We start from the raw sequence: 24,343 nt of genomic DNA on the forward strand, positions 1-24,343 counted from the left end.
ACGGAGACACCATGAAACCACTCGAACGCATCTCGTACTCGTCCATCGCGGATCGCCCCGCACTGAAGTTGCCCGGCGGCAAACGACTGGCTGTCTGGGTGATCGTCAACGTCGAGGAATGGAACATCGACGAGACCATGCCCCGCACCGTGCTCACACCACCGGCCGGCGGTTCGCCGATGCCCGACATCCCGAACTGGGCCTGGCACGAGTACGGCAACCGCGTCGGCTTCTGGCGCATGCTCGAAGTGATCGACGCGCTCGGCATCAACGCCACGCTCGCCATCAACGGGTCGGCCATCGGCGCCTACGAGCCCATCGCCAAGGCGGCAAAGGAACGTCAGTGGGAGTTCATCGGCCACGGCTTCGGGCAGCGCAACATGCAAAAGGTCCCCGACGAGGTCGAGGACATCGCCAAGACCACCGAGGCCATTCGCGCCTACACCGGCAAGCGCCCGCGCGGCTGGCTCGGCCCGGGGCTCACCGAGACCTGGCACACGCCCGACATCCTGGCCGAGCAGGGCTACGAGTACGTGTGCGACTGGGTGCTCGACGACCAGCCGGTGCGGCTGAAGACACGCGACGGCGGCACGATCGTGAACGTGCCCTACACGCAGGAATGCAACGACGTGGCGATGATGCTGATCCAGCACCACAAGGCCAGCGAGTACCGCGACCGCGCCATCGACCAGTTCGAACAGCTCTACGCAGACGCGAAAGACTCGGCCCGCGTCATGGCGCTGGTGGTGCACCCCTACATCATGGGCGCGCCGCACCGCCTGCGCTACTTCCGCGAAGCGCTGACGCACATCCAGCGGCATGAGGACGTGGCCTTCATGACCGGCGAGCAGATCCTCGACTGGTACGGCGCGGCAAGCCCCGCTGCATGAACCTTCGCCGGCACAGCGCCGGCGACCCCGTGCAACGAACGAAAAACAAACAGATTTCTCGCTCGACGAGAAGGAGACAACACGTGCATTCCTCAACCTCGGTCATTTCCCCGGCCGGTGGCGCGCGCCGCGAGGCGCCCATCACCGCACTGGAGATCGGCATGTTCCTGGTGCTGCTCGCCTCGTACGCGCTCAACGCGATGGACCGGCAGATCTTTCCGCTCATCGCCGCGGACGTGCGCAAGGAGTTCGGCTTCAGCCTGGCAGACACCGGTTTGCTGTCCACCATCTTCACGCTGGGCATGGCCGTGGCCGGCATTCCGACCGGCTATCTGCTGGCGCGACTGTCGCGCAAGACGGTGTTGCAGATCGGCATTGCAATCTTCTCGCTGGGTACGCTGCTGGCGGCCTACTCGTACGGCTTCGCCGACATGATCGTCTACCGGGCCGTCACCGGCATCGGCGAAGCGATGCAACTGACGGTGGTGATCGCCATTGCCGCGAGCTACTTCGCGCGCTACCGGGCCACCGCCGTGGGCGCCATCAACTTCTCTTTCGGCATCGGCGCGATCCTGGGGCCGCTGCTCGGCGGCCACCTGATCGGCGTCGAGCGCGATTGGCGCCTGCCGCTCATCGTGTTCGGCGTCGCGGGCTTCGCGGCCATGGCGGTGATCGCACTCACCGTGAGCAAGCGCATGACCGAGAACGTGGCGGCCACCGGCGGGCGCACCGACCAGCGCGGCGCCACCACCCTATGGAACCGCAACACGGCCCTGCTGACCGGCATGAGCGTCATCGGCGGGCTCTGCATCTACGGCTACCTGGGCATGTACCCGACCTTCCTGCGCGAGCACCTGCACTACACGCCGTCGGACACCGGCCGCGTGATGAGCATCTTCGGTTTCGGTGTTTTCGCATCGATCTTCGGCGGCTGGCTCGGCGACCGCTTCCATCCCAAGCTCGTGCTCTCGGCGAGCTTCATGGGCACCGGCCTGCTGGGCTTCCTGATGTTCTCGGGCCCCACCGACATCGTGGTGCAGTCGGCGCTGTCCTTCGCGTGGGGTTTCGTGGTGAGCGGCGTGCTGTACGTGAATCTGGCGGGGTATCACATCAAGGCGGTGCATGCCTCGCTCACGAGCCGCGCCACGGGCGTGTTCGTCACCACGCTGTACGGCGCGGGTGCAGTCGCGGGCTTCGTCATCGGCGGCATCGCCTCGCGCTTCGGCTGGAGCACGGCCGGGCTGGTGCAGATCACGCTGCTGGCGGCTGTCGGCGTGCTGCTCACGCTGCTGCTGCACACCGACCGCATGTCGCTGCCGGCACGCAAGCCGTGATGCTGCTCGACGGGGCACTGCTCGGCGGCGCCGCGGCCCTGGCCGGCGCACTCAATGCCGTGGCGGGCGGCGGCAGTTTTCTGACCCTGCCGGCACTGGCGATGGTCGGCGTGCCGCTGGTGTCGGCCAACGCCACCGGAACCGCCGCGCTGCTGCCGGGCTACCTGGCCGGCGCCTGGGCATTGCGCAAGGAACTGTCTGGGCCAATGTCGCCTTCGCTCCTGCGGTTGGGCGTGCTGTCGGTGCTCGGCGGCGCGGGCGGTGCGGCGTTGCTGCTGTCGACGTCGAACCATGCCTTTGCCCGCATCGTGCCGTGGCTTCTGCTGGCCGCGACGCTGCTCTTCGCGATCGGGCCCGGCCTGGTGCGCCGAAGGCTCGCCGCCGCCGACAACAACCACAAGCCACGAGGCCGGTGGCTCGCCGACCTGGGCATCGCCGCAGTCGCCGTCTATGGCGGCTACTTCAACGGTGGCCTCGGCATCCTGCTGCTCGCTGTGCTCGGTGCGCTGGGGCACACGGACATGGGGCGCATGAACGGCATCAAGAACTTCGTGTCCGCGATCCTGACGCTGATCGCCGTCGCCATCTACGCGGCCAGCGGCGCGATCGTCTGGACGCACGCGCTGTGGATGGCCCTCGGTGCCACGGTCGGTGGCTATGCCGGCGGCATGCTCGCACGGCGACTGAAGCCCGAGGTGGTGCGCGGCTTCGTCGTGCTGACGGGGCTGGCGATGACGGCGGCCTTTCTTCTCAAGGCGTATTGAACGGGCTTTCGTTTCTTTCTTCTTTCCGTCACTTCAATCACTCGGTCGACCCATGAAAACAACCAAGAGAGACTTCACCCGTTTTGTCGGCGCCTTGATGGTCGCCGCCACCGGTGCGCCGGCGCTCGTCGGCTCGGCGTCGGTGTCGGCCCGCACAGCACGTGCGCCCGCATCGCCCGGCCTTCGACGCGGCAATTACCTGATCCGCAACGGCGCGGTCATCACGGTCGACCGCGCCAAAGGCGTGCTGCCGCGCGCCGACGTGTGGGTCCGCAACGGCGTGATCGAGAAGATCGGGCGCGGCCTGAGCGCACCGGCTGGCGCGGAGATCATCGATGCGACCGACATGATCGTCATGCCGGGCTTCGTCAATTCGCACTATCACATGTGGAGCGCCATCGGGCGCAGCTTCACCGCGCGCGACGGCGGCTTCTCGTATTACCCCGCCAAGAACGCGACCTCGACCCTGTACACGCCTGACGACTTCTACAACAGCGTGATGCTGGGCTGCGCCGAGCTGGCGAACGGCGGCACGACCACCGTGCACAACTGGTCGCACAACACACGCTCCCCCGCCCATGCCGATGCCGAGCTGCGTGCGCACCAGCACGCGCTGCTGCGCGCCCGCTACGCCTACGGCCACGTCGACAAGATGCCCGCCGACGAACTCAACCGCTACGACGACCTGGCGCGCGTGCGGCGCGAGTGGTTCGGCGAGCGTTCGCCTTTCGACGGACTGGTGCACCTGGGGCTGAACCTGCGCGGCCCGCAGCAAAGCACCGACGCCGTGTTCCACGAAGAGATGAAGTCCGCCAAGGCCAGCGGATTGCCCGTCGCGATCCACGCACCGCAGGAGGCCCCCAACAACGTCGATGCCGTCGACTACGAACGGCGCGGCTACCTGGGCCCGGATTTCATGCTCGCGCACTACGTGCCCGCCAGCACGGCCGACCTGGCGGCCATGGCGCGCACGAAAACGCCGTTGTCCTTTGCCACGCATTCCGAACTGCGGCTCAGCGGTACCGGCGATGCACGTGCCGCGCTCTTCGCGATGCGCAACGCAGGCCTGACCATTTCGTTGTCGAGCGATGCGACCTCCATCGCGCCGCCCGACATGTTCGAGGCGATGCGCTTCACCTGGAACCTGGGCGTGCCATGGGCCGGCACGCCCAGCGCGCAGTCGAAGGCGGTCGGCGTGTCCGAGGCGATCGAGATGGCGACCCTCAACGGCGCCATCGCGATGGGGCTGGGCGACGTCACCGGCTCGATCACCGAAGGCAAGCGCGCCGACCTCATCCTGGTGCGCACACAGGACCTGAACATGGGCCCGGTCGGCAACGTCGAGACCGCCATCGTGCAAAGCGGCAGCGCCGCCAACGTCGACACCGTCATGGTCGACGGGCGCATCGTGAAGCGCAACGGCCGGCTGCTGGCCTACGACACACGCAGCATCATGCGGCGCGCGCGGCAATCGGCGGACCGGATTCGCGCTGCGGCGAGCGAGGCCCTGAAGGCCTGAAGCTCCTGCGGCCATTCGCACGCGGCGCAGGAACTCAATGCCCGGTGCCGAGCCTCAGCACCTGCCCGGTCAGAAACTGCGCGCGCGGGCCGGCCACGTAGTCGAGCAGCGGCAGGCAGGCCTGTGGCACCAGGCCGTGCGACAGCTCCAGCGCATTGATGCGCAGCCCGTGCGCGCCCCATTCGGCGGCCAGCGTGGCCACCAGCATGCGGGCCGCATCGGCGTCGCCGGCCAGTGGCCAATCGAGCCCCGGTTCGGGCACCGGCAGCAGCAGCGTGAGGCTGGCCAACGCAGCGTGGCTCGACCGAAAGCAGCGCGCCGCATCGAGCACGGCATCGAGCCGCGTGCCGGGCTGTGCCTCCAGCGCGCGCGCGTCGATGACTGCCGGACAGCCCGCGCGGTCGGAGTGGCCTGCATGCGCACGCACCCACACGGCCAGCGCGGCATGCCAGGCCGGCTCGCGCACGGACTCGACATGCGGGCGCAAGGGCGCATCGAACGGAAGAGGCAGATGCGCGCAAGCCGGCAGCGGCTGGCTGCCTCCGCACACCGACGAGCCACCGTCGAGCACCAGCAGTTGTCCGGTGAGCACGCACGCGCCGGGGCTGGCCAGGAAGCACAACGCGTGCGCCATGTCCTCGGGCTCGGCCATCCGGCCCATGGGGATCTTCGACACCGCCTGCGCCGGATTCAGCCGGCCGCCGTCGATCAGGCGCTGCACGAGTTCGGTTCGCACGAAGCCCGGTGCCAGCGTGGTCACCGTCCAGTCGGGCCGGGCTTGCGCCAACGCGCGGCTCTGCGCGATCAATCCAGCCTTGCTGGGGCTGTAGAGACCGCGCCACGGAATGGCGCGCAGGCCTGCACCGGACGCCACGTTGACGATGCGCGCCCCGGGCCGCAGGTGCGGCGCACAGGCCTGCACCATGCGCGCCGGCGCGGCCAGGTTGAGCGCGAGAAGGCGAGCCGCCGAGCCGTCGTCATGGCCCGACGTGGCCTCTGCGCCACCGGCCGACAGGCCCGCGTTGTTGATCAATGCATCGAGCGGCGGAATCTCGTGCCCCAGGCGCTCGATCCGGGCCGCGTCCGTCAGGTCGGCCACGAGGCGCATCGGTGGCGCGGCGTCGGCCGGCCAGGCGGCTTCGAGGCGCTGCAGCGCCGCCGCTTCGGCGTCGACCAGAACGCAGCGCCATCCTGCGCGCGCCAGGGCCAACGCCGTGGCGCGGCCGATGCCTGCAGCGGCGCCGGTGAGCAGAACGGTGGGCATCAGGTGCCGCGCACGTCCCGCAACAACGCATACACGGCGTCGTGCGGCGCTGCCCTGCCGACCGGCTGGCGCACGCCGAACAGCGTGGCGTCGTCCTGCGTCAGCTCGGGCCGTGTGCGCTCCTCGATCCAGTCGTAGACCACGGTCCGCGCGGCCACGCGCCACTCGACACCGCGACGCTCGAAACGGTCCACGTAGCGACCGCAAAGAAAGGTCTCGCGCTCGGGCTGCGTGGCCGTGGCCTGCAGCGCGAAGAAGCTGCTTTCCACCACAGCCACCTCACCATGCAGCTCGATCAGCACGTTGGTGATCTGGTGGACGCGGCGTCCGCCTTGCCGCAACCTGGGCAGCGCCTGCGCGATGAAGCCGTCAGCACTGCCGTTCCACGCGCCGTGGCAATCCGTGGCGTCCTCCCAGTAGGCCGAACGCAAGGCGGCCTCGTCGCAGCGGTCGATCCCTCGGCAGTAGCGCAGCAGACAGTCGCGAATCGCCTCGCGGTCCAGCAGCGACTGCAAGGCCGCCGGCATCGGCTCGGGTGTACTCATGCAGCAGTGGGCGCGGCGCGCCGAAAGAGCTGCACCAGGTTGCCCTCGGGATCGCGCAGCGACAGCACGGCCCCGTGGTCGCCCATGTCGCGCAGGCCCAGGACCTGCCCGCCGGCGGCAACGATGCGTTCCTGCGCGCCCTCGAAGTCGTCCACCTCCAGCACCATCACCAGCCCGCTGGTCGCGGGTGCGGCCTCTTCAAGACAGGCCAGGGCCACGTTGGTGTTGCCCACGCCGTACTGGATCCAGCGGTCGCCATCGCGAAACTTCATCGGCAGGCCGAGCGCACCTTCGTAGAAGGCATGCAGGCGGGCCGGCTCCTTCGCCACGACGAACACGTTCTGCACGCGCTTGGGCGATGCAACGGCGCCGCTCACAGCGAGGTCTCCGAAGCGCCGCCGTCCAGGCGCAGCACATCCGCATTGAAGAAACGCGAGCCGTCGCCGGCCAGGAAGCAAATGGCGTCGGCGATGTCCTCCACCGTGCCCAGGCGGCCCAGCGGTGTGCGCCCGATGCGCCGGGCATCGAGTTCGGCGTTGCGATGCTTGGCCGTGCCCTCGGTGGGCACGGCACCGGGCGCGACCGCGTTCACGCGGATGTTGCGCGCGCCCAGGTCGGCCGCCGATGCCCGGGTGATGCCCAGCACGCCGGCCTTGATGCCGCTGTAGACCACCGAGCGCATCGGCGACTTGAAGGCCGCGATGGACGCCACGTTGATGATCGAGCCGCCGCGCTGCGGGTCCATGACCTCCGCGGCGGCCTGGATGCCCCAGATCACCGACTTGAAGCCGATCTCCACCATGCGGTCCATGACCTCGGGCGTGATCTCGGCGAGCGGCTGGTAGCGCACCCAGGCGGCGTTGTTGACCATGATGTCGAGCCGTCCCGCGTCGCGCGTGAACTGCGCCACGGCCTCACGCATGCCTTCGCGCGTCGACACATCGCAGGGCAGTCCGATGGCCTGGCCGCCCAGCGCGCGGATCTCGGCCACGGCCTCTTCCACGAACTCGGGCTTGAGGTCGTTGATGCCGACCGTGGCGCCCAGGCGGGCCATGGCGCGGGCGGTGGCGCGACCGATGCCGTGGCCGGCGCCGCTGATGAAGGCCGCTCGGCCTGAAAGAGACATCGTCATGGTTGGGCTTTCGTGAGGGGTGGCTCGGGCACCAGCAAGGCGTCCAGCGCATGCGCGCCGCGCCCCTGGTCCAGCACCACCAAGGGATTGATATCGATCTCGGACACGCTGTCGACATGGCGCACGGCAAACCGCGACAGCGCCGCGATGGCCTTCGCCGCCGCCGGCACATCGGCCTTGGGCCGGCCGCGCGCGCCGTCGAGCAGCGGGAAGGCCTTGAGCGACTGCAGCATGGCGGTGGCTTGCGCCTCGTCCACGGGCGCCGGCTGCAGCGCCACGTCCTTGAAGATCTCGGCAAAGATGCCGCCCAGGCCGACCATCACCATCGGGCCGAACATGGGGTCCTTCTTGGTACCCAGAATCAGCTCGACGCCGCCCTGCACCATCTGCGCGACGAGCACGCCGGCGATGCGGGCCCCGGGCGCCTTCTGCGCCACGCGCGCGAGCAGCTGGTCGTACTCCTCGAGCAGTTGCGCTTCGGACCGCACGCCGACGAACACGCCGCCGACCTCGGTCTTGTGGGCGATGTCTGGCGAGACGATCTTGAGCACCAGCGGAAAGCCCATTGCGCGCGCCGCGGCGAGCGCCTCGTCGCGGTTGGCGGCAATCGCCTCCCGCGGCACGGGCAGGCCGGCTTCGGCCAGCACGGCCTTGGCGCTCGCTTCGGTGGCGAAGGCCTGCGCGGCCAACGGCACGCGCTCGATGGCCGGCGCTGCCGCCCGTGCGGTGTCGCGCGCGCCGAAGCGCAGCAGTGCCGCCACCGTCGCGCAGGCCGCGTCGATGCCTTCGACCACAGGGAAACCCATCGCGTTGAGCGTGGCCCGCACCTCCTGCGGCGCGCGGGCGCACAGGAGGATCAGGCGCGAAGGATGGTCCTTGCGCACCTGTTCCAGCGCGGCAAGAAACACATCACGCAGCCGGGGCACATGGAAGGCATTGGCCGACTGCAGGATCAGCGCATCGCAACTGGCGTCGCGCGCCACGGCATCGAGCATCTGGGCCAGGACTTCGGGCCGGCTCGACACCTGTGCCGTCATGTCCACCGGATTGGAGGGCGCGGCGAAGGGCACGACCGACAGGATGCGTTCCTGCGTCTGCGCGGCGAGCTTGGGCAGCGCCAGGCCTTGCGCGCTGGCCGCATCGGCCAGCAGCACGCCGAAGCCGCCGGAGGCCGTGAGCACGGCCACGCGATGGCCACCGGGCACATGCGCAGGACCGACGACCGACAGCGCATGGCCGACTTCGAGCAACTGCTCGATGCTGGGCACACGGATGGCGCCGCCGTTGCGCAGCACGGCATCGAACACGGCGTCGGAACAGGCCAGCGCGCCGGTGTGCGAGGCCGCCGCCTCGCTGCCGGCCTCCGAGGCGCCCACCTTCAACACCACCAGCGGCTTGCCCGCCTCGCGGGCCATGGCCATGGCCTGCGTCAGCTTGGCGCCGTCGCGGCAGGTTTCCATGCAGCAAAGGATCACCCGCGTGCCGGGGTCGGCCGCCAGTGAGGCGATGGCATCGGCGATGTCCACGTCGCATTCGTTGCCCGTGGTCAGCATGCGGCTGATGCCCAGGCCGCGCTCGCCGGCCAGGCGCAGGGTGAAGCTGCCCAGGTTGCCGCTTTGCGAGACGATGCCCACCGGGCCGGCGACGGGAAAGGACGACTCCAGCGCCACCGAGAAGGTGGCGATGCTCTTGTCGGGCACGCCGATCGCGCCCAGGCAATTGGGGCCGACCACGCGCAGGCCGGTGGCGCGGGCGACATCGCCGATCTGCGCCTGCAGGCGGCTGCCCTCTTCGCCCATCTCGGAAAATCCCGCCGACAGGATGACCGCGGCTTTCACGCCGCGCCGGGCGCAGTCCTTCACCGCGTCGAGCACGCCCGCTGGCGGCACGGCGACCACGGCCAGCTCGGGCACTTCGGGCACGTCGTCCAGGTTTGCATAGGCCGGCAGCGACTGCACGAGGCCCGCCTTGCGGTTGATCGGATAGATGCCGCCCGCGTAGCCGTACTTCTGCAGGAACTGCAGGGGCCGGCCGCCGATCTTGGTGACGTCGTCCGACGCTCCGAAGATGGCGATCGAGCGCGGCTTGAACAGCGCGTCCATGCCGCGCCCCACTTCCACGACCGGCATCTCAGCGCCCCTTGTAGACAGGTTTGCGCTTCTCGAGGAAGGCCGTGCGGGCTTCCTGCGCGTCTTCGGTGCGGGCCAGCGCCATGGTGAAGTTCTGCTCGAAGCGGTAGCCGTCGCGCTGCGGCATCAGGTCCATCATGTTGGCGGCCTGCTTGGCATAGGCGATGGCCAGCGGCGCCTTGGAGGCGATCTCCTGCGCGATCTCCAGCGCGAGCGGCATCAGCTGTTCTGCGGGCACCACCTCGTCGATCACGCCGCGGCGGTACAGCTCGGCGGCAGGCACCTTCATGCCGGTGAAGAACATGCGGCGCGTGAACGAGCGCCCGACCATGGTGCGCAGCATCGAGACACCGCCCGCGAGCCCGACGTTGATCTCGGGCATGGCGAAGGTGGCGTCCTCGCTCGCCAGGAAGATGTCGCAGGAGGCCATGAGACCGAAGCCCGCGCCCAGTGCGGGGCCGTTGACGGCCGCGATCACGGGCTTGGCGCATTCGCGGATGGCATTGCCCGTCTCGCGCGTCCAGCGGTTGTGGTCGAGGAAGTCGCCGGCCTTCTCGGCATTGGGGCGGTCCTTCAGGTCGGCGCCGGAGCAGAAGAACTTGCCGGTGCCCGTGAGGATCGCCACGCGCACGTCGGAGCGCTCGGAGACCTCGTCGAAGATCTCGATCAGGCGGCGGCGCGTGGCGCGGTCCAGCGCATTGACCGGCGGTTTATCGAGCCGGACGACGGCGATGTGGTCGGAAACTTCCAAATTGATGCTCATCGCACACTCCCGGTTTGGTTGGAAAAAGAAACTTGCGGTGCACACGCCTGTGGCGCCAGCAGCTGGGCGACATGCAGGAGCCGGTCGCCGTAGCGGAACTCGGAGGCGATGAGGCGCTGCGCGGTGCGCGTGGCCAGCACCTCTTCGCTCACGCCCATGCCCCCGTGCATCTGGATGGCCGCTTCCGCACAGGCGCGCGCCGACTCGGCCAGCGACACCTTGGCCAGGCGCAGGGTGCGGCGCAGATCGGGCGCGTCCTGCTCGTATTCGTTGAAGCAATGGATCACCAGGCCCTTGGCGCCCAGGTACTTCACGTACATGTCGGCCACGCGATGGCGCAGCACCTGGAAGCTCGACAACGCCACGCCGAACTGGCGCCGCTCCTTCAGGTGGGTGACGGTTTGGCGGATGAGGGTGGCCAGCGCGGCCACCGTGTCGGCGGCCGTGAGCAGCAAGGCGGCATCGGTGGCCTTGGCGCACGCATCGCGTGCAGCGGCACCGCGCGCGATGCACGCGCTCTCGGGCACGGCCAGTTGCGCCAGCGTGAAGTCCGCGCCCGCGCGGCCCTCCATCGTCCGGTAGCGGGCCTTCGGTGCGCCGATGCGTTCGGCATCGACCAGGAAGATGGCGTCCTCGCCATCGACTTGCGCAGGCACGAGGTAATGCGTGGCAGGCAGCGTCGCATCGACGCCCTGCACGGCGCCGCTCAGCTCATAGCCGATGTCGAGGTGCCTCGCCTTTACCGCATGGACGTCGGGCGTGGAAGACAAGGCGGTCAAGGGTGCCATCTGCACGCTGCCCTCGGCCACGGCTTCCAGCCAGCGCCGGGCCGTTTCAGCACCTGCGGCCTGCAGCAACAGCGGCACCACGGCGCAGGTCTCGACCACCGGCAGTTGCAGGCCGTGCGTGGCGAGCCCCTCCACGATGGACGCCAGATCGCTCAGGCAGCCGCCGACACCGCCGGCCTCCTCGGGCACGAGGGTGGCCGTCCAGCCCAGTTCGCGCACGGGGTCGCCCTGGACCTCGAGGGCGATGTGGTCCTCGGCATAGCGGCTCGCCGCGTCCAGCAGCATGCCGGGAAAGAGCGACGGGAAAGATGTGGACATGGCTCAGGCTCCCAGGAGTTCGTTGGCGACCACGTTGCGCTGCACCTCGGAGGTGCCGCCGGCGATGGTGCGGGCGCGCGTGAACATGTAGTTCTGGATCCAGGTGGCGTCGGGCACGTCGTCCCCGGCTTCGGCGAGAAAACGATGGGCGGCATCGGGACCGACCGCATCGAGGGCGATGGTCGTCAGGCGTTGTGCGACGTCGGCGCAGGTCATCTTGATGACCGAGGGCTGCACGCCCAGCGGGCGCTGGTGGATCAGATCATCGGTGGCCTGCGCCATCATCACGCGCGCACCCTTCACGTCGGCCTCGCACAGCAGCAGCTTGTGGTGCAGGCCGCTGAAGTCGCGCAGCCCCGCAGTGGCACGGCTCGCCTCTTCCACCAGCTGCGTGACCTGGCGGCGCATGAGTTCCAGCCGCGCCACGTTGGCCGGCGGGAGGCGTTCACGCTCGAGCAGGAATTTGGCGCAGGTCCAGCCCTTGCCGACCTCGCCGACGAGGTTGTCGGCGCGCACACGCACCTCGTCGAAGAACACCTCGTTCAGGTGGTGCCAACCATCGATGGTCTTGATGGGACGCACGGTGACGCCCGGGGTGTCCATGGGCACCAGCAGCAGCGAGATGCCTTCCTGCTTCTTCGCTTCCTTCGACGTGCGCACGAGCATGTAGATCATGCTGGCCTCGTGGGCATGCGAGGTCCAGATCTTCTGGCCATTGACGACCCACTCGTCGCCCTCCCGCCGTGCACTGGTGGACAGCGAGGCCAGGTCGGAACCCGAGCCGGGCTCCGAATAGCCCTGGCACCACCAGTCCGAACCGTCGAGGATGCGCGGCAGGAACCGCGCCTTCTGCTCGGGCGTGCCGAAGCGGATGATCACCGGCCCGATATGGCCCAGCCCATGGTGGTACAGGGGCGGACAGTCGTTCTCGGCCATCACTTCCTCGAAGATGAGGCGCTGGCGGATGTCCCAGCCCGTGCCGCCGGCTTCGCGCGGCCAGCTCGGTGCACCCCAGCCCTGGGCGTTGAGGATCTTCTGCCAGGCCTGGTATTCGCGCTTGGTGATCTTCTGGCCGGCCGCGACGACGGCGCGGATCTCTGGCGGGCAGGCACTGCGCACGAACGATTCGAGTTCGCGCCGGAAGCCGGCGTAGTCGATGGACATCTTGTCTCCTGTGGAATTTCGGAAAGGCTCAACCCTTGCGCAGCTGCGTGATCAGCTCGTCCAGGGCGGCAGTGGCACCGGCGGCGTCGCGCCGGCGCAGGTTGTGCGCCACCTTGCGACGCAGCGGAAACAGGTCGGGACGCGGGCGCACCGAGAGCACGTGCGTCATGCGCTCGCGCAGCACGCTGGTCATGGTCTGCGCCATCAGCGTGAGCGCTTCGTTGTGGCCGGCCGCGGCGATCGAGGAGAAGAACGCACTGGCGGAGGCGATGCGCTCTTTGAGCGGCGCGTCGTCGGGGTGGGCCTCAATGGCACCGGCGGCTTCATGCACGGCGTCGAGCTCGGCCTCGGTGGCGCGTTCGCTGGCCAGGCGCAGCAACGTGCCATAGAGCGTGCGATAGGCCTCGTCGATGTCGGCGTCTCCCAGCCGCCCTTCCACGACCAGCTTGCGCAGCGACTCGGCCAGCTTCATGTAAGCGCCCTTGTAGAACACCAGCGCCTGGTCGGCCGCTCCGGCGCTCAGGTGCCGAACCTCGCCGATGAAGATGGTGTGGTCGCCGGCTTCGTGGGCCGCATGCACGCGGCACTCGAAGCTCGCCAGGCAATCGTCGATCAGCGGCATGCCCAGCGCGCCGGTGCGCCACGGCACGCCCTCGAACTTGTCTTCGACCTTGCTCGAAGCAAACCGGCCCGACAGCGCGTCCTGCTGCTCCGAGAGGATGTTGATGACGAAACCGTCCGCCGCCTGGAACGTGCCCAGCAATCGGCTCGCATTGCGCAGGCTGAACAGCACCAGCGGCGGGTCCAGCGAGACCGAACTGAAGGAGTTGCAGGTCAGGCCGGCTGGCTGGCCGTCCGGCGTGCAGGTGGTGATGACCGCCACGCCGGTCGGAAAGCACCCGAGCAGCTGACGGAACTGGGCAGGCTCGATGGCGCCGCGGGTGCTTTCTTCTTCAGCGACTTCGGACATGGCGTCTCCTGGCGCTCGGCCTCAGGCCGCAGCGAGTTCGCTCTGGACCGCGGGCCGATGCGGCGGATCGTTGGCGATCTCCTGCTGCACCGTCGGAATGATGACCTTGCCCCAGACCTCGAGCTGGCGCAGCATCGTGGCGTGGTCGAAATCGCCCATCTGCGTCTGGAAGCAGTAGTGCACCGGCTTGAGCGTGCGGATTTCGTTGACCACGCGCTCGATCACGGTGTCGATGTCGCCCACGGGCAGCAGCGCGCGCATCTCGTCCAGCGTGGGCTCGCCCTCGACGATGCCCTCTTCGACCTGGTAGTCGTCGGCGATCTGCGCGGTGCGGCGCTTCAGGCTCACGGCGATGCGGCGCTGGTAGCGGGCGCACTCGAGGTAGCTTTCCACCTCGTCCTTGTTGTTGCTCGCATAGGCCGCGCGCAGCAGGCCGACCTGCACGCCGGCCGGGTCCTTGCCCTCCGCCGTGGCCACCTTGTCGATGAGCGCGCGGGTGCCCGCCAGCTTCTCCAGGCCGCCGTCGCCGCCGGAGACGAACACGTGGTGGTCGGACTTCACGGCGCGCGACAGGAAGGCCGGGTCGACGCTGGTGATCCACATCGGCGGCATGGGTCGCTGCACCGCGCGCTGGCTGATGGCGCTCATCGGCTGCTGGTAGTACGCGCCGTCGTAGCTGAACTTGGGCTCCTTCAGGCCCGCCTCGAGCATGTCGAGCATCTCGAAGGTGCGGCCCTTGGCGGATTCGAGCGACACGCCGAAGCGCTCGAACTCGAACTGCTGGTAGCCCGAGCCGATGCCCAGGTTCAGGCGGCCGTTCGACAACTGGTCGACCATCGCCACATCGGCGATCAGGCGGGCCGGCGTGTACAGCGGAGCGACGACAATGCCGGTTCCCAGCCGGATGTTGCGGGTGACCGCGGCGCAGTGCGCGATCATGGTCAGCGGCGACGAGCACATGCCGTAGTTGCTGAAGTGGTGCTCGGCGTACCACGCAGCACCGAAACCCAGTTCGTCCGCCAGACGCGTCTGCTCGATGGCGTCGCGCAGGATCTGGTGGGAGGTCTTATGCTTGTTCCGCTGCTGCATCAAAATGAAGATTCCGAAATCCATCGCTGTTGCTCCTGGTTGGCTGGTGTTGATCGAGGTCCATCGTAGGAACTCAACGCCTGCGTGGATCACCAGCGAACGCACAGCTTCTTTGCGTCTTTCGAAATGAAGGCCCTCGACTCGCTGCGCATCTTTGTGGCCACCCAGCGCAAAGGCAGCCTCTCGGCCGCGGCCCGCAGCCTCAGCCTTTCGCCCGCAACCATCTCGCGGCGCATCAGCGCACTGGAAGAAGAACTGGGCGTGCAACTGGTGGACCGCACCAGCCGCAACCTCAAGGTGACGGAAGCAGGCCAGGCCTTCCTGGAGCGGGCCGAGGCGATGCTGGAGCTCATGAGCGAGGCCGAGCAGGCCGTGCACAACGCGCGCCAGCGGCCCGAAGGCCGCCTGCGCGTGCATTCGCGCACGCACATCGGCCTGCGCGTGCTGGCACCGCTGCTGCCGCGCTTCGCGGAGCTCTACCCCGACATCCGTGTCGAGCTCGAACTCTCCGAGCATCCGATCAACCTGGTGGAGCACGACTTCGACGTCGACATTCGCACCGGAGAGTCCAACGATTCAGGCTTCGTCATCAAGCGGCTGCAGTCCAGCGACGAGGTGCTGGTGGCCAGCCCGGCCTTCGTGAAAACCTACTCGCGCATCCGGCATCCCAGCGACCTGCCGCACGTGCGCTGCCTCACCTACCGGCGCGAGCGCGAAGTCATCACCTGGAAGTACATCGACCCGGCGGGTGAACAGCAGGAGTTGGCCATCCAGGGCGTGCTCAGCGCCAACAACGGCGAGCTGCTGCGGCTGGCTGCCATCGGCGGCATGGGCGTGGCGCTGCTGTCCGAGGCCACCGTGCGCGACGACCTGCGCGACGGCACGCTGGTGCGGCTGCTGCCCGAATACCGCTTTGCCGTGCGGGCGTTCTCCAACGGCGTCTTCGCCGTCTTCCGGCAGAGCCGCGTGCTGCCGCTGAAGGTGCGCGCCTTCGTGGACTACGTGGCGGACGCACTCAGAAGCGAGACCCGCTAGACGTCGGCGAAGTGATGGGGCAGACGCCCCGTGGCGGGCAGGCCGGTGATCACGAACAGCCCGCCATCCTGCGCCTGGTTGCCCTCCAGCCGCGCGCTGCGTGAAATGCTGGTCAGGTACATGTGCTCCAGGCGGGGCCCGCCGAAGCAGATGCTCGTGGGGTAGCTCACCGGCAACTCGACAAGGCGCTCCAGCGTGCCGTCCGGGGCATAGCGCGCCAGCTTGGCGGCGCGGGTCAGCACTGTCCAGAGGAACCCTTGTGAATCCACCGTCGCCCCGTCGGGCCCGGAGTCGAAGGCGTGCGTCTTTGCAAACAGGCGCTTGTTTCGCAAGGGGCCATCCGGGTCGTAGTCATAAACCCAAATGGTTCGCTCCAGGCTGTCGGCCAGGTACAGCACGCGGCCGTCGGGGCTGAAGCAAGGCCCGTTGGCAAAACCGATGTCGTCGGCCAGGTGCTCCACGCGAAGGTCGGGGCGCAGCCGGTAGAGCCCGCCCTTCACCGCCTCGCCGGCCTGGCGATCGACGTGCATGGTGCCCGCCAGGAAGTTGCCCGCCGGATCGCACTTGCCATCGTTGAAGCGGACCTTCGGATCGTCCACGGGAATGCGGGCCAGGTGCTCCAGCGTCCGCGTGGCGAAGTCATAACGCGCAAAGGTGTTGCGCAGCGCCACCACGACGGCCTGACTGCGGCACGGCGCGATCGAGCCCACGGGCGCGGACAACGGGTGCCGCTCGGGCAACCCGGCCTCGGGCTTCAAGCGCCACAGCGTGCCGGCCAGCGCGTCGATCCAGTTCAGCGCCTGTGCATCGGCATCCCAGCAGGGGCTCTCGCCCAGTTGATCTTTGGTCGTCCCGACCCGGGTGATCTTCACGGTCATCGGGCAAGTGTGCGGGCGCGCTGGCGTCCCTGTCGGCGCATCCCGCAAAGCTGCTTTTCATTCCTTGCAGATCACTGCTGGGAGCTGCGCCCTAGACTGAATCCAGCGTTCGATTCGAACCAGAACAGGAGACAAGAATGAGCTATCGAAAACTCGTCATGGGGTTGGCGCTGGGTGCCTGCGCGCTCGCCCCGGCCCTCGCCCTTGCCCAACAGGTGACCCGCCTCGTCGTGCCCTTTGCGGCCGGCGGCGGCACCGACCAGTACTGCCGCATCCTGGCCCAGGAACTCGGCAAGCAAGGGCTGAACGTCATCATCGAGAACAAGCCCGGCGCCAGCGGCATCCTTGCCGCCGACTACGTGGCCCGCGCCAAACCGGATGGGCAGACCGTGCTCGTGTCGTCGCTGGGCACGCTCGCGAACAACAGCGTGCTCTACGAGAAGCTGCCCTACGACCCCGTGAAGGACTTCGCACCGGTCACGCAGATCGCCTACCAGCCCGCCATCGTCGTGGGCCGCACCGACCTGCCCTACAAGAACATCAAGGAAATGGTGGCCTACGCCAAGCAGAACCCCGGCAAGATCAACCGCGGTTCGCCCGGCGCGGCCATCCTGACCAACCTGGCACCCATCGCTTTCGAAAAGGAACAAGGCTTCAGCACCTTGCACATTCCTTTCAACGGCGATGCCCCCGCGCTGCAGGCGCTGCTGGGCAACCAGATCGACATCCACGGCACGTCCATCACGGGATCGCTGCCCTACGTGAAATCGGGCAAGTTGCGCGTGCTCGGCGTGATGGATGCACAGCGTCTGCCGCAGGTGCCCGACGCCCCCACGTTCAAGGAACAGGGCTTCGACATGGAAGCCACGCTGTGGTACTCCCTCTCGGTGCCTACCGGCACGCCCAAGCCGGCGATCGACCGGCTGAACAAGGCCGTGAACCAGGTGATCGCCGACCCCGACTTCGTGGCCCGCGCCCGCGCCATCGGCATGGAACCCCGCGGCGGCACGCCCGAAGAGCTGGCCCGGTTCATCAAGGTCGAGGCGGACCGCTGGCTTCCGATCCTGCGCAGTTTGAATCTGCCGAAGCAATCGCACTGATCCTCAGGGCCCCATGCACAACGCCCCGGAACTCAAGCCTCGAAGGGCTTCGGGTTCCGGGGCGTTGCTGCGAGGGCGTCGGCACCCGAGGGTGCCAACCCCAAATCAGATCGAGATGTCCTTCTCCGACGCCACCTTGTTCCACCGCTCGAACTCGCTGGCCATTCGCCGCTTCATGACTTCCGGCGGCTGGTAGGCGCTGAGCGCGCCGATGTTTTCGAGCCCGCGCTTCGTGTCCGCTTCGGCCAGGATGCGGCGCAGCTCCGAGTCGAGCCGGGTCACCACGCCGGCCGGCGTGCCGTTCGGCACGATCAGGCCGCTCCAGCTGCTCACGTTGAAACCGGCGAAGCCTTGCTGCGCGATGGACGGCACCTCGGGCAGGAAGGCCCGGGCATCGGCAGAGCCAAGCGCCAGCGCCTTGAGGCGTCCGCTGCGGATGTGCGGCATGGCCGCGACCAGGTCCACGAACATGGCGCCGATCTGCCCACCCAGCAGATCGGTGATGGCCGGCGCACTGCCCTTGTAGCCCACGTGCTGCATGGGAAAGCCGCCCATGTCCTTGAGCTGCTCCATCGCCAGGTGGCCGATGCTGCCCGACCCCGCGGTGGAGTAGTTGACCGGCTGCGCCTTGGCGGCCGCGATGAAGCCCTTGAGATCGTTCACGCCCGGCAGCACCAGCGGGTTGATCATCAAGACCAGCGGCAGGTCGTAGACCGACGCCACGCAGGTGAAGTCCTTGCGCACGTCGTACTGGTTGTTCCTGTAGACGATCGGCGCCACCAGCGCGGGCATGCCGAACATCGACACCGTGTACCCATCGGGCGCCGACTTGATCAGCGACGTGGTGCCGATGGACCCCGAGGCGCCGGGACGGTTGTCCACGATGACGGGCTGGCCGAGCGCGCCGGCCAGCTTCTGCGCGACCAGGCGCGCGGTCGCATCGGTCGGGCCTCCGGCCGGAAAGGCCACGACCATGCGAACGGTTTTTTCGGGCCAGCGACTCGCCGCGTTGGCGCCGGCGGACAGCGACGCCAGCCAGGGCGCTGCGCCGGCCGCGAGGCACGACTTCAGCAGGAGCCGGCGCGGGGCGGCGGGTTCGGTTTCTCGGATGCGATGCAATTTCATTTGATGACGCTTCTTTGGCTCAGGGATTCAAGTTGGCCGTCGCCCATGTCGAGCAGCTCACGCAGCACTTCGGCCGTGTGCTCCCCCAGGTGCGGCGGGTGGTGGCGCACGCCCGCGCGTGCGCCGTCGATGATGTAGGGCGGCGCGTGCACGGCCTGCGGCCCCGCCTGCGTGTCTTCGAAGCGGTGCCAGACCTGTGTCTGCGCCGTGCGGTCGGACTGCAGCGCGTCGTAGAGACCGAGCACCTCCCCGCAGGGAATGCCCGCCGTGTTCATGCGTGCGATGAGATCGGCGCGCGAGAACTGCCCGATCTTCGCGAGCAGCAGCGGCAGCAACTCGTGCCGGTGCTTCGAGCGTTCGGTGTTGGTGGCGAACTTCGGATCGACCGGCAGCTCGGGGCAAAAAATCACTTCGTCGCAGAACTTCCTGAACTGGCCGTTGTTGCCGACCGCGATCACCACCGGACCGTCCGCGGCCTCGAACACGCCGTAGGGCACGATCGACGGGTGCGAGTTGCCGAACTTGGCGGGGTCGCCCTTGTTGAGCCAGGCGGTGAGCCCGTAGTACGAGGTGATCATCATCCCGCTGTCGTACAGCGACATCTGGATGTGGCGGCCCTCGCCGGTGCGCGTGCGCTCGTAGAGCACGGCCAGGATGGCCTGCGCCGAGTACATGCCGGTGAACATGTCGACCGCGGCAATGCCGAACTTCAGCGGGCCCTGGCCTTCTTCGCCGTTCATGGCCATCAAGCCGGTCTCGCCCTGGATCACGAGGTCATAGCCCGGCCGCGCTTTTTCCTGGCTGAGCACCGAGTAGCCGGAGATCGAGCAGTAGATGAGCTTCGGGTTGAGCTTGCGCAGGTCTTCGTAACCCAGGCCCATCTTCTGCGCCCCGCCGTACTTGAAGTTCTGGATGACCACGTCGCTCTGCGCGGCAAGTTTGCGCACGATGTCCTGGCCCTCCTCGTCCTGCAGGTCCACGCAGATGGAGCGCTTGTTGCGGTTGCAGCTGTTGAAGTAGGACGTGTTGTGGTTGCCGATGCGCACGCCCCAGTCGCGCGTGTCGTCGCCGCGCTCAGGGTGTTCGACCTTGATCACGTCGGCGCCCAGGTCGGCCAGCGCCATGCCGCACAGCGGGCCGGCCATGACGCGGGACAGGTCCAGCACGCGCACGCCGGCAAGGGGTTGCATGAAAGTTGGGTTCATTCGATGGTTCTCGGGTCTTGTCTTCGATGCGGTTCGCCTGTTCGCCCAGGCGATCGCCGGACGACCGCGCACGGCGCAGCCGCGCGGCCTCCATCAGTTGGCGGTGTAGCCGCCGTCGACCGGCAGGATGGTCCCGGTGACGTAGCGCGCCTGCTCCGAGGCCAGGAACACCACGGGGCCCGCGATGTCCTGCGGGTCGCCCACGCGGCGCAGGAACGTGCGGCGCACCATCCGCTCGCGACGCTCCGCGTCGTCCGCGATGTGGGCGGTCATCGGCGTCATGACCAGCCCGGGTGCGACGGCATTGACGCGCACGCCATGCGGACCGAAGTCGCGCGCCAGGAATTTCGTGAGCTGACCGACCGCCCCTTTCGACGCGCCATAGGCCATGTGGGCCGAGGTCGCCACGAGCGAAGTGATGGACGCCACATTGACGATGGCACCGCGCGACTTGCGCAGGCCTTCGGTGCATGCCAGCGTCAGGTTGAGCACGCCCTTGACGTTCACCGCCATCACGTGGTCGATGTCATCCGAGAGCGACTGCGCCTCGAACGCCGCGCTGCGGCCACCGACACCTGCGTTGTTCACGAGCACGCCCACGGGGCCCCAGGCTTGCTGCAGGTCGGCGACGACGGCCTCGCACTGCGCGGCGTCGCGCACGTCCAGCGCGTACGGGCGCACGCGGTCCGCCGCATGGCCCGTGCGCGCGGCGGCCTCGCGCGTTTTGTCGGCGTCGATGTCGGTCAACGCGACGCGACAGCCGGCCTCCAGCAGGCGGGTCGCAATGGCGAAGCCGATGCCCTGGCTCGCCCCGCTGACCAGGGCCACCGTGTCATCGAACGACGGACGCATTCAATGCCCCTGCTTGGGCAGATCCAGGCGCTGGAGCAATGGAACCCAGCGCTCGGTCTCGGCCTTCACATAGGCGGCCAGCGCCTGCGGCGTGCCGCCTCGCGGCTCCATGCCGATCGCCTGGGAACGCGCGATGAAGTCCGGATCGACCAGCACCTGGTTGACGGCGCGATTGAGCTTGTCGATGGTGTCCGTGGGCGTGGCGGCTGGCGCGGACAGCGCGTACCACAGCAGTGCCTCGATGTCGTAGCCCTGCTCCTTGAACGTGGGCGCATCGGGCACCTGAGGCAGGCGCTTGGCGTCCATGACGCCCAGCACACGCATCTTGCCCGCCTTGATGTGCTGCAACGGGCCGGTGATGGAGGTCCCCTGAATGTCGATCTGGCTGCCCAGCAGCGCCTGCAAGCCGGGCGAATCGCCATTGAACGGAATGTGCGTCGTGCGAATGCCGGCCATGCCCTCGAAGGCCAGCGGCGCCAGGTTGGTCAGGATGGAGGCGCCCGGCGACCCGCGGTTGATCTTGTCCGGATGGGCCTTGGCATAGGCCACCATTTCCTTGATGTTCTTGTAGGGCAGGTCCGAGCGCCCCACGATGATGGTCGGCTGGTAGGCGATCTGCGTGACGGGCGCGAAGCTCTTTACCGGGTCGTAGGGCAGCTTGTCGTACATCACGGTGTTGCTGGCCAGAATGCTCAGCGAGCTCATGAGCACGGTGGTGCCATCGGGCTTGGAGCGCGCGACGTTGTCGGCTGCCAAGATGCCACTGGCGCCTGGCTTGTTGTCGACGATGGTCTGGGTGCCGCGCCTGGTGAGTTCAGCGGCCAGGAGCCGCGCGTACTGGTCGGTGCCGCCGCCAGCCGCAAAGGGCACGACGATGCGAAGAGGTTGCTGGGCCTGCGCCGTGCCGACGGCGAGGACGAGGCCGAGCAGAAAGCCGCCGAGGCGCTTCCGGTTGTGCATGGCGATGTCTCCTGAATGGGGTGCCGAGATGGCTTTCCTCAGTTTAGGAGCGCGGGCTCGGCGGCATGCATCAAGGGATGAAAAGGTGCTTTGTAGTTTCGGGAGAAACGTCCGGGAGGTGTCCACCTACAGTGAACCGCCCTCGGAGGAAGCCACCGGCGCTGCACAGAGACGAAACGCAGCTTCATCTTCGCAAGATTTCACAACCTCACATCCATCAGAAGGAAAAGCGACATCGTGAACGTCCTGAAACCACTCCTGTGTGCAGCGGCAATCGCCATGCAAATGGCCACCGCTTCCGCGGCGACACCGCAGCACCTGCTCGAGCGCGCGCTCGCCTTGTCCGATGCAGCCGAGCCCGACGTCATCGCATGGCGTCGCCATCTCCATCAGCATCCAGAACTTGCGTACGCCGAAGTCGAGACGGCCAAGTACATTGCTGCCGCATTGGGCAAGATCCCAGGTGTCGAAGTCCAGACCGGCATCGCCAAGACCGGCATCAAGGCCGTATTGCGTGGCGGCAAGCCCGGCCCGGTGGTTGCGTTGCGCGCCGACATGGACGCCCTGCCTGTCGAGGAGCGCAACGACCTGCCGTTCCGTTCAACGGCCAAGGCCCTGTGGCGTGGCCAGGAAGTTTCGGTGTCGCATGTCTGCGGCCACGACACACACGTAGCCATGTTGCTAGGCGCGGCTCAAGCCCTTTCGGCCATGCGAGAGGATCTGCCCGGCACGGTGGTCTTCCTGTTCCAACCGGCCGAAGAGATCGGCCCCGGCGCCGAAAACCCCAGCGGCGCGCTGGCAATGGTCAAGACCGGCGTTCTGGACAATCCCAAGGTCGATGTCGTGTTGGGCCAGCACATCGGCGCACAAGCGCCCAAGGGCTCCATCTCCTATCGACCTGGTGCCATGCTGGCCAGCATCGACGTGTTCAACATCAAGCTCAACGGCGCTGGTGGGCACGGCGCCGCGCCATGGGCGGCCAACTCTCCCATGTTGGCGGCGGCGGAAATTGCCCTGGGCTTGCAGAACATCGTCAGCCACCGCACCAACCCGACGATCGATGGAGGCGCCACCGTAGTGACGGTGGGCATGCTGCAAAGTGGCAACCGCTTCAACATCCTGCCCGAGACCGCAGAACTCTCGGGCACGGTACGCGCACTGTCGGCGCAGAACCAGAAGGTCGCCCACGAGCAGATTCGCATGAAAGCCGAGCACATCGCGGCCAGCTACGGCGTCAAGGCCAATGTGCGCATCGATACCGGCGAGGGCTACGGCGTGCTTGTCAACGATGCGCCGACCACGATGGCGCTCGTCGATGCATTGAAGGCTGCAGCAGGAAAAGACAAGGTCACGGAGATCTTGCCGTCAATGGGATCGGAAGACTTTGGCGCCTTCGGCGGCACGGGCGTGCCGGTGGTGTTCTGGATTTTGAACGCCTCGCCGTACCCCGATCGCGCTGGCCCGACCAATCATTCGCCGCTGTTCACCGTCGATGAGTCCGCGATGCGCATCGGGGTGAGAGCCTTGACCAGTGCGACCCTGGCGCAAATGACACGTGCAAGGACAGGCACGCCCTGATGAATCGGATGGTCCAAGCCGCGCGGCACATGCCCTTGAGACTTCGCCCACAACTCGCGGAAGGATTTGCGCATCCAGAAACGCGCCTCCACTGGACGCATAAAGAAAAAGCCCCGCTCAACTGAGCAGCGGCTTGATGTGTGTTTCTGTTGGCGCCACTCCGATTCCCCGAGCGAGCGCCGGGCCCTTAGCCTAGCCCCAGTGGCTGGTCCATTTCCTTGGGAAATGTCTTCGCGCTCTGGCGGTCGTGCTGACATCTCGGCGAGGTCGAAGCGTCACGATTGAGGGGACCTCTAGCTGCATGGGCAGCAGAAATGACGAAGGGGTTAGCAACTACTACGCTGCTAACCCCTGTCAATTTTGGTCGGTGTGAAAGGATTCGAACCTTCGACCCCTTGCACCCCATGCAAGTGCGCTACCAGGCTGCGCCACACACCGAAGCTCTCGATTATAGCGGGCTAAATTCAGTGTCCGACAGTCAGAAGCTCACGAATTTCAAAGAGTTCGCGGCGAAGGTGCAACAACTGCGACAGATCGACGGTCTGCTCGGCCGCCGAGGGCCTCGGTTCCTCGTGCACGGCGGCGTCGAATTCCTCCTGGCCGATCTCGATGGCCTCCAGGCCTTCGAGCGGCACTTCGCCCGCCTTGCGACGGTCGCGCTCGCCCTGCGTGAGTTCCTGCAGCTTGTTGCGCGCACCGCTGATGGTGAAGCCCTGGTCGTAGAGCAGGTCGCGGATGCGGCGGATCATCAGCACTTCGTGGTGCTGGTAATAGCGGCGATTGCCACGCCGCTTCATCGGTCGCAGTTGGGTGAACTCCTGCTCCCAATAGCGCAGCACGTGCGGCTTCACGCCGCAGAGCTCGCCGACCTCACCGATGGTGAAGTAGCGTTTGACGGGAATCGGCGGGAGCGTTTTCTCCATTGAAATCAAGACTGTGCG

At 67.5% G+C, this 24,343-nt stretch carries 23 protein-coding genes and 1 tRNA gene; 7 read left to right on the top strand and 17 right to left on the bottom strand.

Annotated features, from left to right (window positions below; genetic code table 11):
• Window positions 1-11: 11 nt before the first annotated feature.
• The 4 genes from AC07SQ_RS05420 to AC07SQ_RS05435 all read left to right on the top strand — a co-directional run bounded on the left by AC07SQ_RS05420 (window position 12) and on the right by AC07SQ_RS05435 (window position 4,507).
• Entirely contained in the window at window positions 12-890 is an 879-nt protein-coding gene (locus AC07SQ_RS05420; RefSeq protein WP_495270500.1) for a polysaccharide deacetylase family protein, read from the top strand.
• Between the two features lie 83 nt (window positions 891-973).
• On the top strand, window positions 974-2,224 hold the full coding sequence (locus AC07SQ_RS05425; protein WP_495270499.1) for an MFS transporter: 1,251 nt from the start codon (window positions 974-976) through the stop codon (window positions 2,222-2,224).
• Between the two features lie 2 nt (window positions 2,225-2,226).
• Window positions 2,227-2,988, top strand: coding sequence for a sulfite exporter TauE/SafE family protein (locus tag AC07SQ_RS05430; RefSeq protein WP_495270834.1), 762 nt, complete (start codon window positions 2,227-2,229; stop codon window positions 2,986-2,988).
• A 52-nt stretch (window positions 2,989-3,040) separates the two neighbouring features.
• Window positions 3,041-4,507: an amidohydrolase family protein gene (locus AC07SQ_RS05435; RefSeq protein ID WP_495270498.1), complete on the top strand. Its 1,467-nt coding sequence runs from the start codon at window positions 3,041-3,043 to the stop codon at window positions 4,505-4,507.
• Between the two features lie 34 nt (window positions 4,508-4,541).
• On the opposite strand, the gene AC07SQ_RS05440 is transcribed toward AC07SQ_RS05435, so the two are convergent.
• Genes AC07SQ_RS05440 through AC07SQ_RS05485 form a run of 10 tightly spaced genes read right to left on the bottom strand, consistent with a single transcriptional unit; the run spans window position 4,542 to window position 14,693 of the window.
• A complete protein-coding gene (locus tag AC07SQ_RS05440) occupies window positions 4,542-5,771 on the bottom strand; it encodes an SDR family NAD(P)-dependent oxidoreductase (RefSeq protein WP_495270497.1) in 1,230 nt (409 codons plus the stop codon).
• On the bottom strand, window positions 5,771-6,316 hold the full coding sequence (locus AC07SQ_RS05445) for a nuclear transport factor 2 family protein (protein ID WP_495270496.1): 546 nt from the start codon (window positions 6,314-6,316) through the stop codon (window positions 5,771-5,773). Before AC07SQ_RS05445 ends, AC07SQ_RS05440 begins: the two co-directional genes overlap by 1 nt.
• Window positions 6,313-6,693, bottom strand: coding sequence for a VOC family protein (locus AC07SQ_RS05450; protein ID WP_062473411.1), 381 nt, complete (start codon window positions 6,691-6,693; stop codon window positions 6,313-6,315). Before AC07SQ_RS05450 ends, AC07SQ_RS05445 begins: the two co-directional genes overlap by 4 nt.
• Entirely contained in the window at window positions 6,690-7,448 is a 759-nt protein-coding gene (locus AC07SQ_RS05455) for an SDR family NAD(P)-dependent oxidoreductase (RefSeq protein ID WP_495270495.1), read from the bottom strand. Before AC07SQ_RS05455 ends, AC07SQ_RS05450 begins: the two co-directional genes overlap by 4 nt.
• Window positions 7,445-9,577 (bottom strand): acetate--CoA ligase family protein, encoded by a 2,133-nt coding sequence (locus tag AC07SQ_RS05460; protein ID WP_495270494.1) that lies wholly within the window; start codon window positions 9,575-9,577, stop codon window positions 7,445-7,447. Before AC07SQ_RS05460 ends, AC07SQ_RS05455 begins: the two co-directional genes overlap by 4 nt.
• Window position 9,578: 1 nt before the next feature.
• Window positions 9,579-10,340, bottom strand: a complete 762-nt coding sequence (locus AC07SQ_RS05465; protein ID WP_495270493.1) for an enoyl-CoA hydratase/isomerase family protein — start codon at window positions 10,338-10,340, stop codon at window positions 9,579-9,581.
• Window positions 10,337-11,446, bottom strand: coding sequence for an acyl-CoA dehydrogenase family protein (locus AC07SQ_RS05470; protein WP_495270492.1), 1,110 nt, complete (start codon window positions 11,444-11,446; stop codon window positions 10,337-10,339). Before AC07SQ_RS05470 ends, AC07SQ_RS05465 begins: the two co-directional genes overlap by 4 nt.
• 3 nt (window positions 11,447-11,449) lie before the next feature.
• Window positions 11,450-12,610, bottom strand: a complete 1,161-nt coding sequence (locus tag AC07SQ_RS05475) for an acyl-CoA dehydrogenase family protein (RefSeq protein ID WP_495270491.1) — start codon at window positions 12,608-12,610, stop codon at window positions 11,450-11,452.
• A 28-nt stretch (window positions 12,611-12,638) separates the two neighbouring features.
• Window positions 12,639-13,580, bottom strand: a complete 942-nt coding sequence (locus tag AC07SQ_RS05480) for a flavin reductase (RefSeq protein WP_495270490.1) — start codon at window positions 13,578-13,580, stop codon at window positions 12,639-12,641.
• 21 nt (window positions 13,581-13,601) lie between these two features.
• The gene (locus AC07SQ_RS05485) at window positions 13,602-14,693 is read right to left on the bottom strand and encodes an LLM class flavin-dependent oxidoreductase (protein WP_095745991.1); all 1,092 of its coding nucleotides are present in this window, start codon (window positions 14,691-14,693) and stop codon (window positions 13,602-13,604) included.
• Between the two features lie 102 nt (window positions 14,694-14,795).
• Here AC07SQ_RS05485 and AC07SQ_RS05490 point away from each other — a divergent pair, with 102 nt between their 5' ends.
• Entirely contained in the window at window positions 14,796-15,704 is a 909-nt protein-coding gene (locus AC07SQ_RS05490; RefSeq protein WP_062473426.1) for a LysR family transcriptional regulator, read from the top strand.
• On the opposite strand, the gene AC07SQ_RS05495 is transcribed toward AC07SQ_RS05490, so the two are convergent.
• Complete coding sequence (locus tag AC07SQ_RS05495) at window positions 15,701-16,582, bottom strand: SMP-30/gluconolactonase/LRE family protein (RefSeq protein WP_495270489.1); 882 nt, start codon at window positions 16,580-16,582, stop codon at window positions 15,701-15,703. The genes AC07SQ_RS05490 and AC07SQ_RS05495 overlap by 4 nt on opposite strands.
• A gap of 137 nt (window positions 16,583-16,719) precedes the next feature.
• On the opposite strand from AC07SQ_RS05495, the gene AC07SQ_RS05500 reads away from it, so the two are divergent.
• On the top strand, window positions 16,720-17,682 hold the full coding sequence (locus AC07SQ_RS05500) for a Bug family tripartite tricarboxylate transporter substrate binding protein (RefSeq protein ID WP_369646485.1): 963 nt from the start codon (window positions 16,720-16,722) through the stop codon (window positions 17,680-17,682).
• A 105-nt stretch (window positions 17,683-17,787) separates the two neighbouring features.
• On the opposite strand, the gene AC07SQ_RS05505 is transcribed toward AC07SQ_RS05500, so the two are convergent.
• The 4 genes from AC07SQ_RS05505 to AC07SQ_RS05520 form a co-directional block, all read right to left on the bottom strand.
• Window positions 17,788-18,807 (bottom strand): Bug family tripartite tricarboxylate transporter substrate binding protein, encoded by a 1,020-nt coding sequence (locus AC07SQ_RS05505; RefSeq protein WP_495270488.1) that lies wholly within the window; start codon window positions 18,805-18,807, stop codon window positions 17,788-17,790.
• Window positions 18,804-19,997, bottom strand: a complete 1,194-nt coding sequence (locus AC07SQ_RS05510; RefSeq protein WP_495270487.1) for a CaiB/BaiF CoA transferase family protein — start codon at window positions 19,995-19,997, stop codon at window positions 18,804-18,806. The genes AC07SQ_RS05505 and AC07SQ_RS05510 overlap by 4 nt, the downstream gene beginning before the upstream one ends.
• Before the next feature lie 108 nt (window positions 19,998-20,105).
• Window positions 20,106-20,864, bottom strand: coding sequence for an SDR family NAD(P)-dependent oxidoreductase (locus tag AC07SQ_RS05515; RefSeq protein ID WP_495270486.1), 759 nt, complete (start codon window positions 20,862-20,864; stop codon window positions 20,106-20,108).
• Entirely contained in the window at window positions 20,865-21,824 is a 960-nt protein-coding gene (locus AC07SQ_RS05520) for a Bug family tripartite tricarboxylate transporter substrate binding protein (protein ID WP_495270485.1), read from the bottom strand.
• A gap of 237 nt (window positions 21,825-22,061) precedes the next feature.
• Between AC07SQ_RS05520 and AC07SQ_RS05525 the strand changes: the two genes are divergently transcribed.
• Window positions 22,062-23,402, top strand: coding sequence for a M20 metallopeptidase family protein (locus tag AC07SQ_RS05525; RefSeq protein ID WP_495270484.1), 1,341 nt, complete (start codon window positions 22,062-22,064; stop codon window positions 23,400-23,402).
• 361 nt (window positions 23,403-23,763) lie between these two features.
• On the opposite strand, the gene AC07SQ_RS05530 is transcribed toward AC07SQ_RS05525, so the two are convergent.
• Window positions 23,764-23,840 (bottom strand) — tRNA-Pro (locus tag AC07SQ_RS05530).
• 26 nt (window positions 23,841-23,866) lie between these two features.
• Complete coding sequence (locus AC07SQ_RS05535) at window positions 23,867-24,325, bottom strand: MerR family transcriptional regulator (RefSeq protein ID WP_495270483.1); 459 nt, start codon at window positions 24,323-24,325, stop codon at window positions 23,867-23,869.
• Window positions 24,326-24,343 lie beyond the last annotated feature (18 nt).

It is taken from the genome of Variovorax sp. GW821-FHT06D12, from assembly GCF_059419205.1.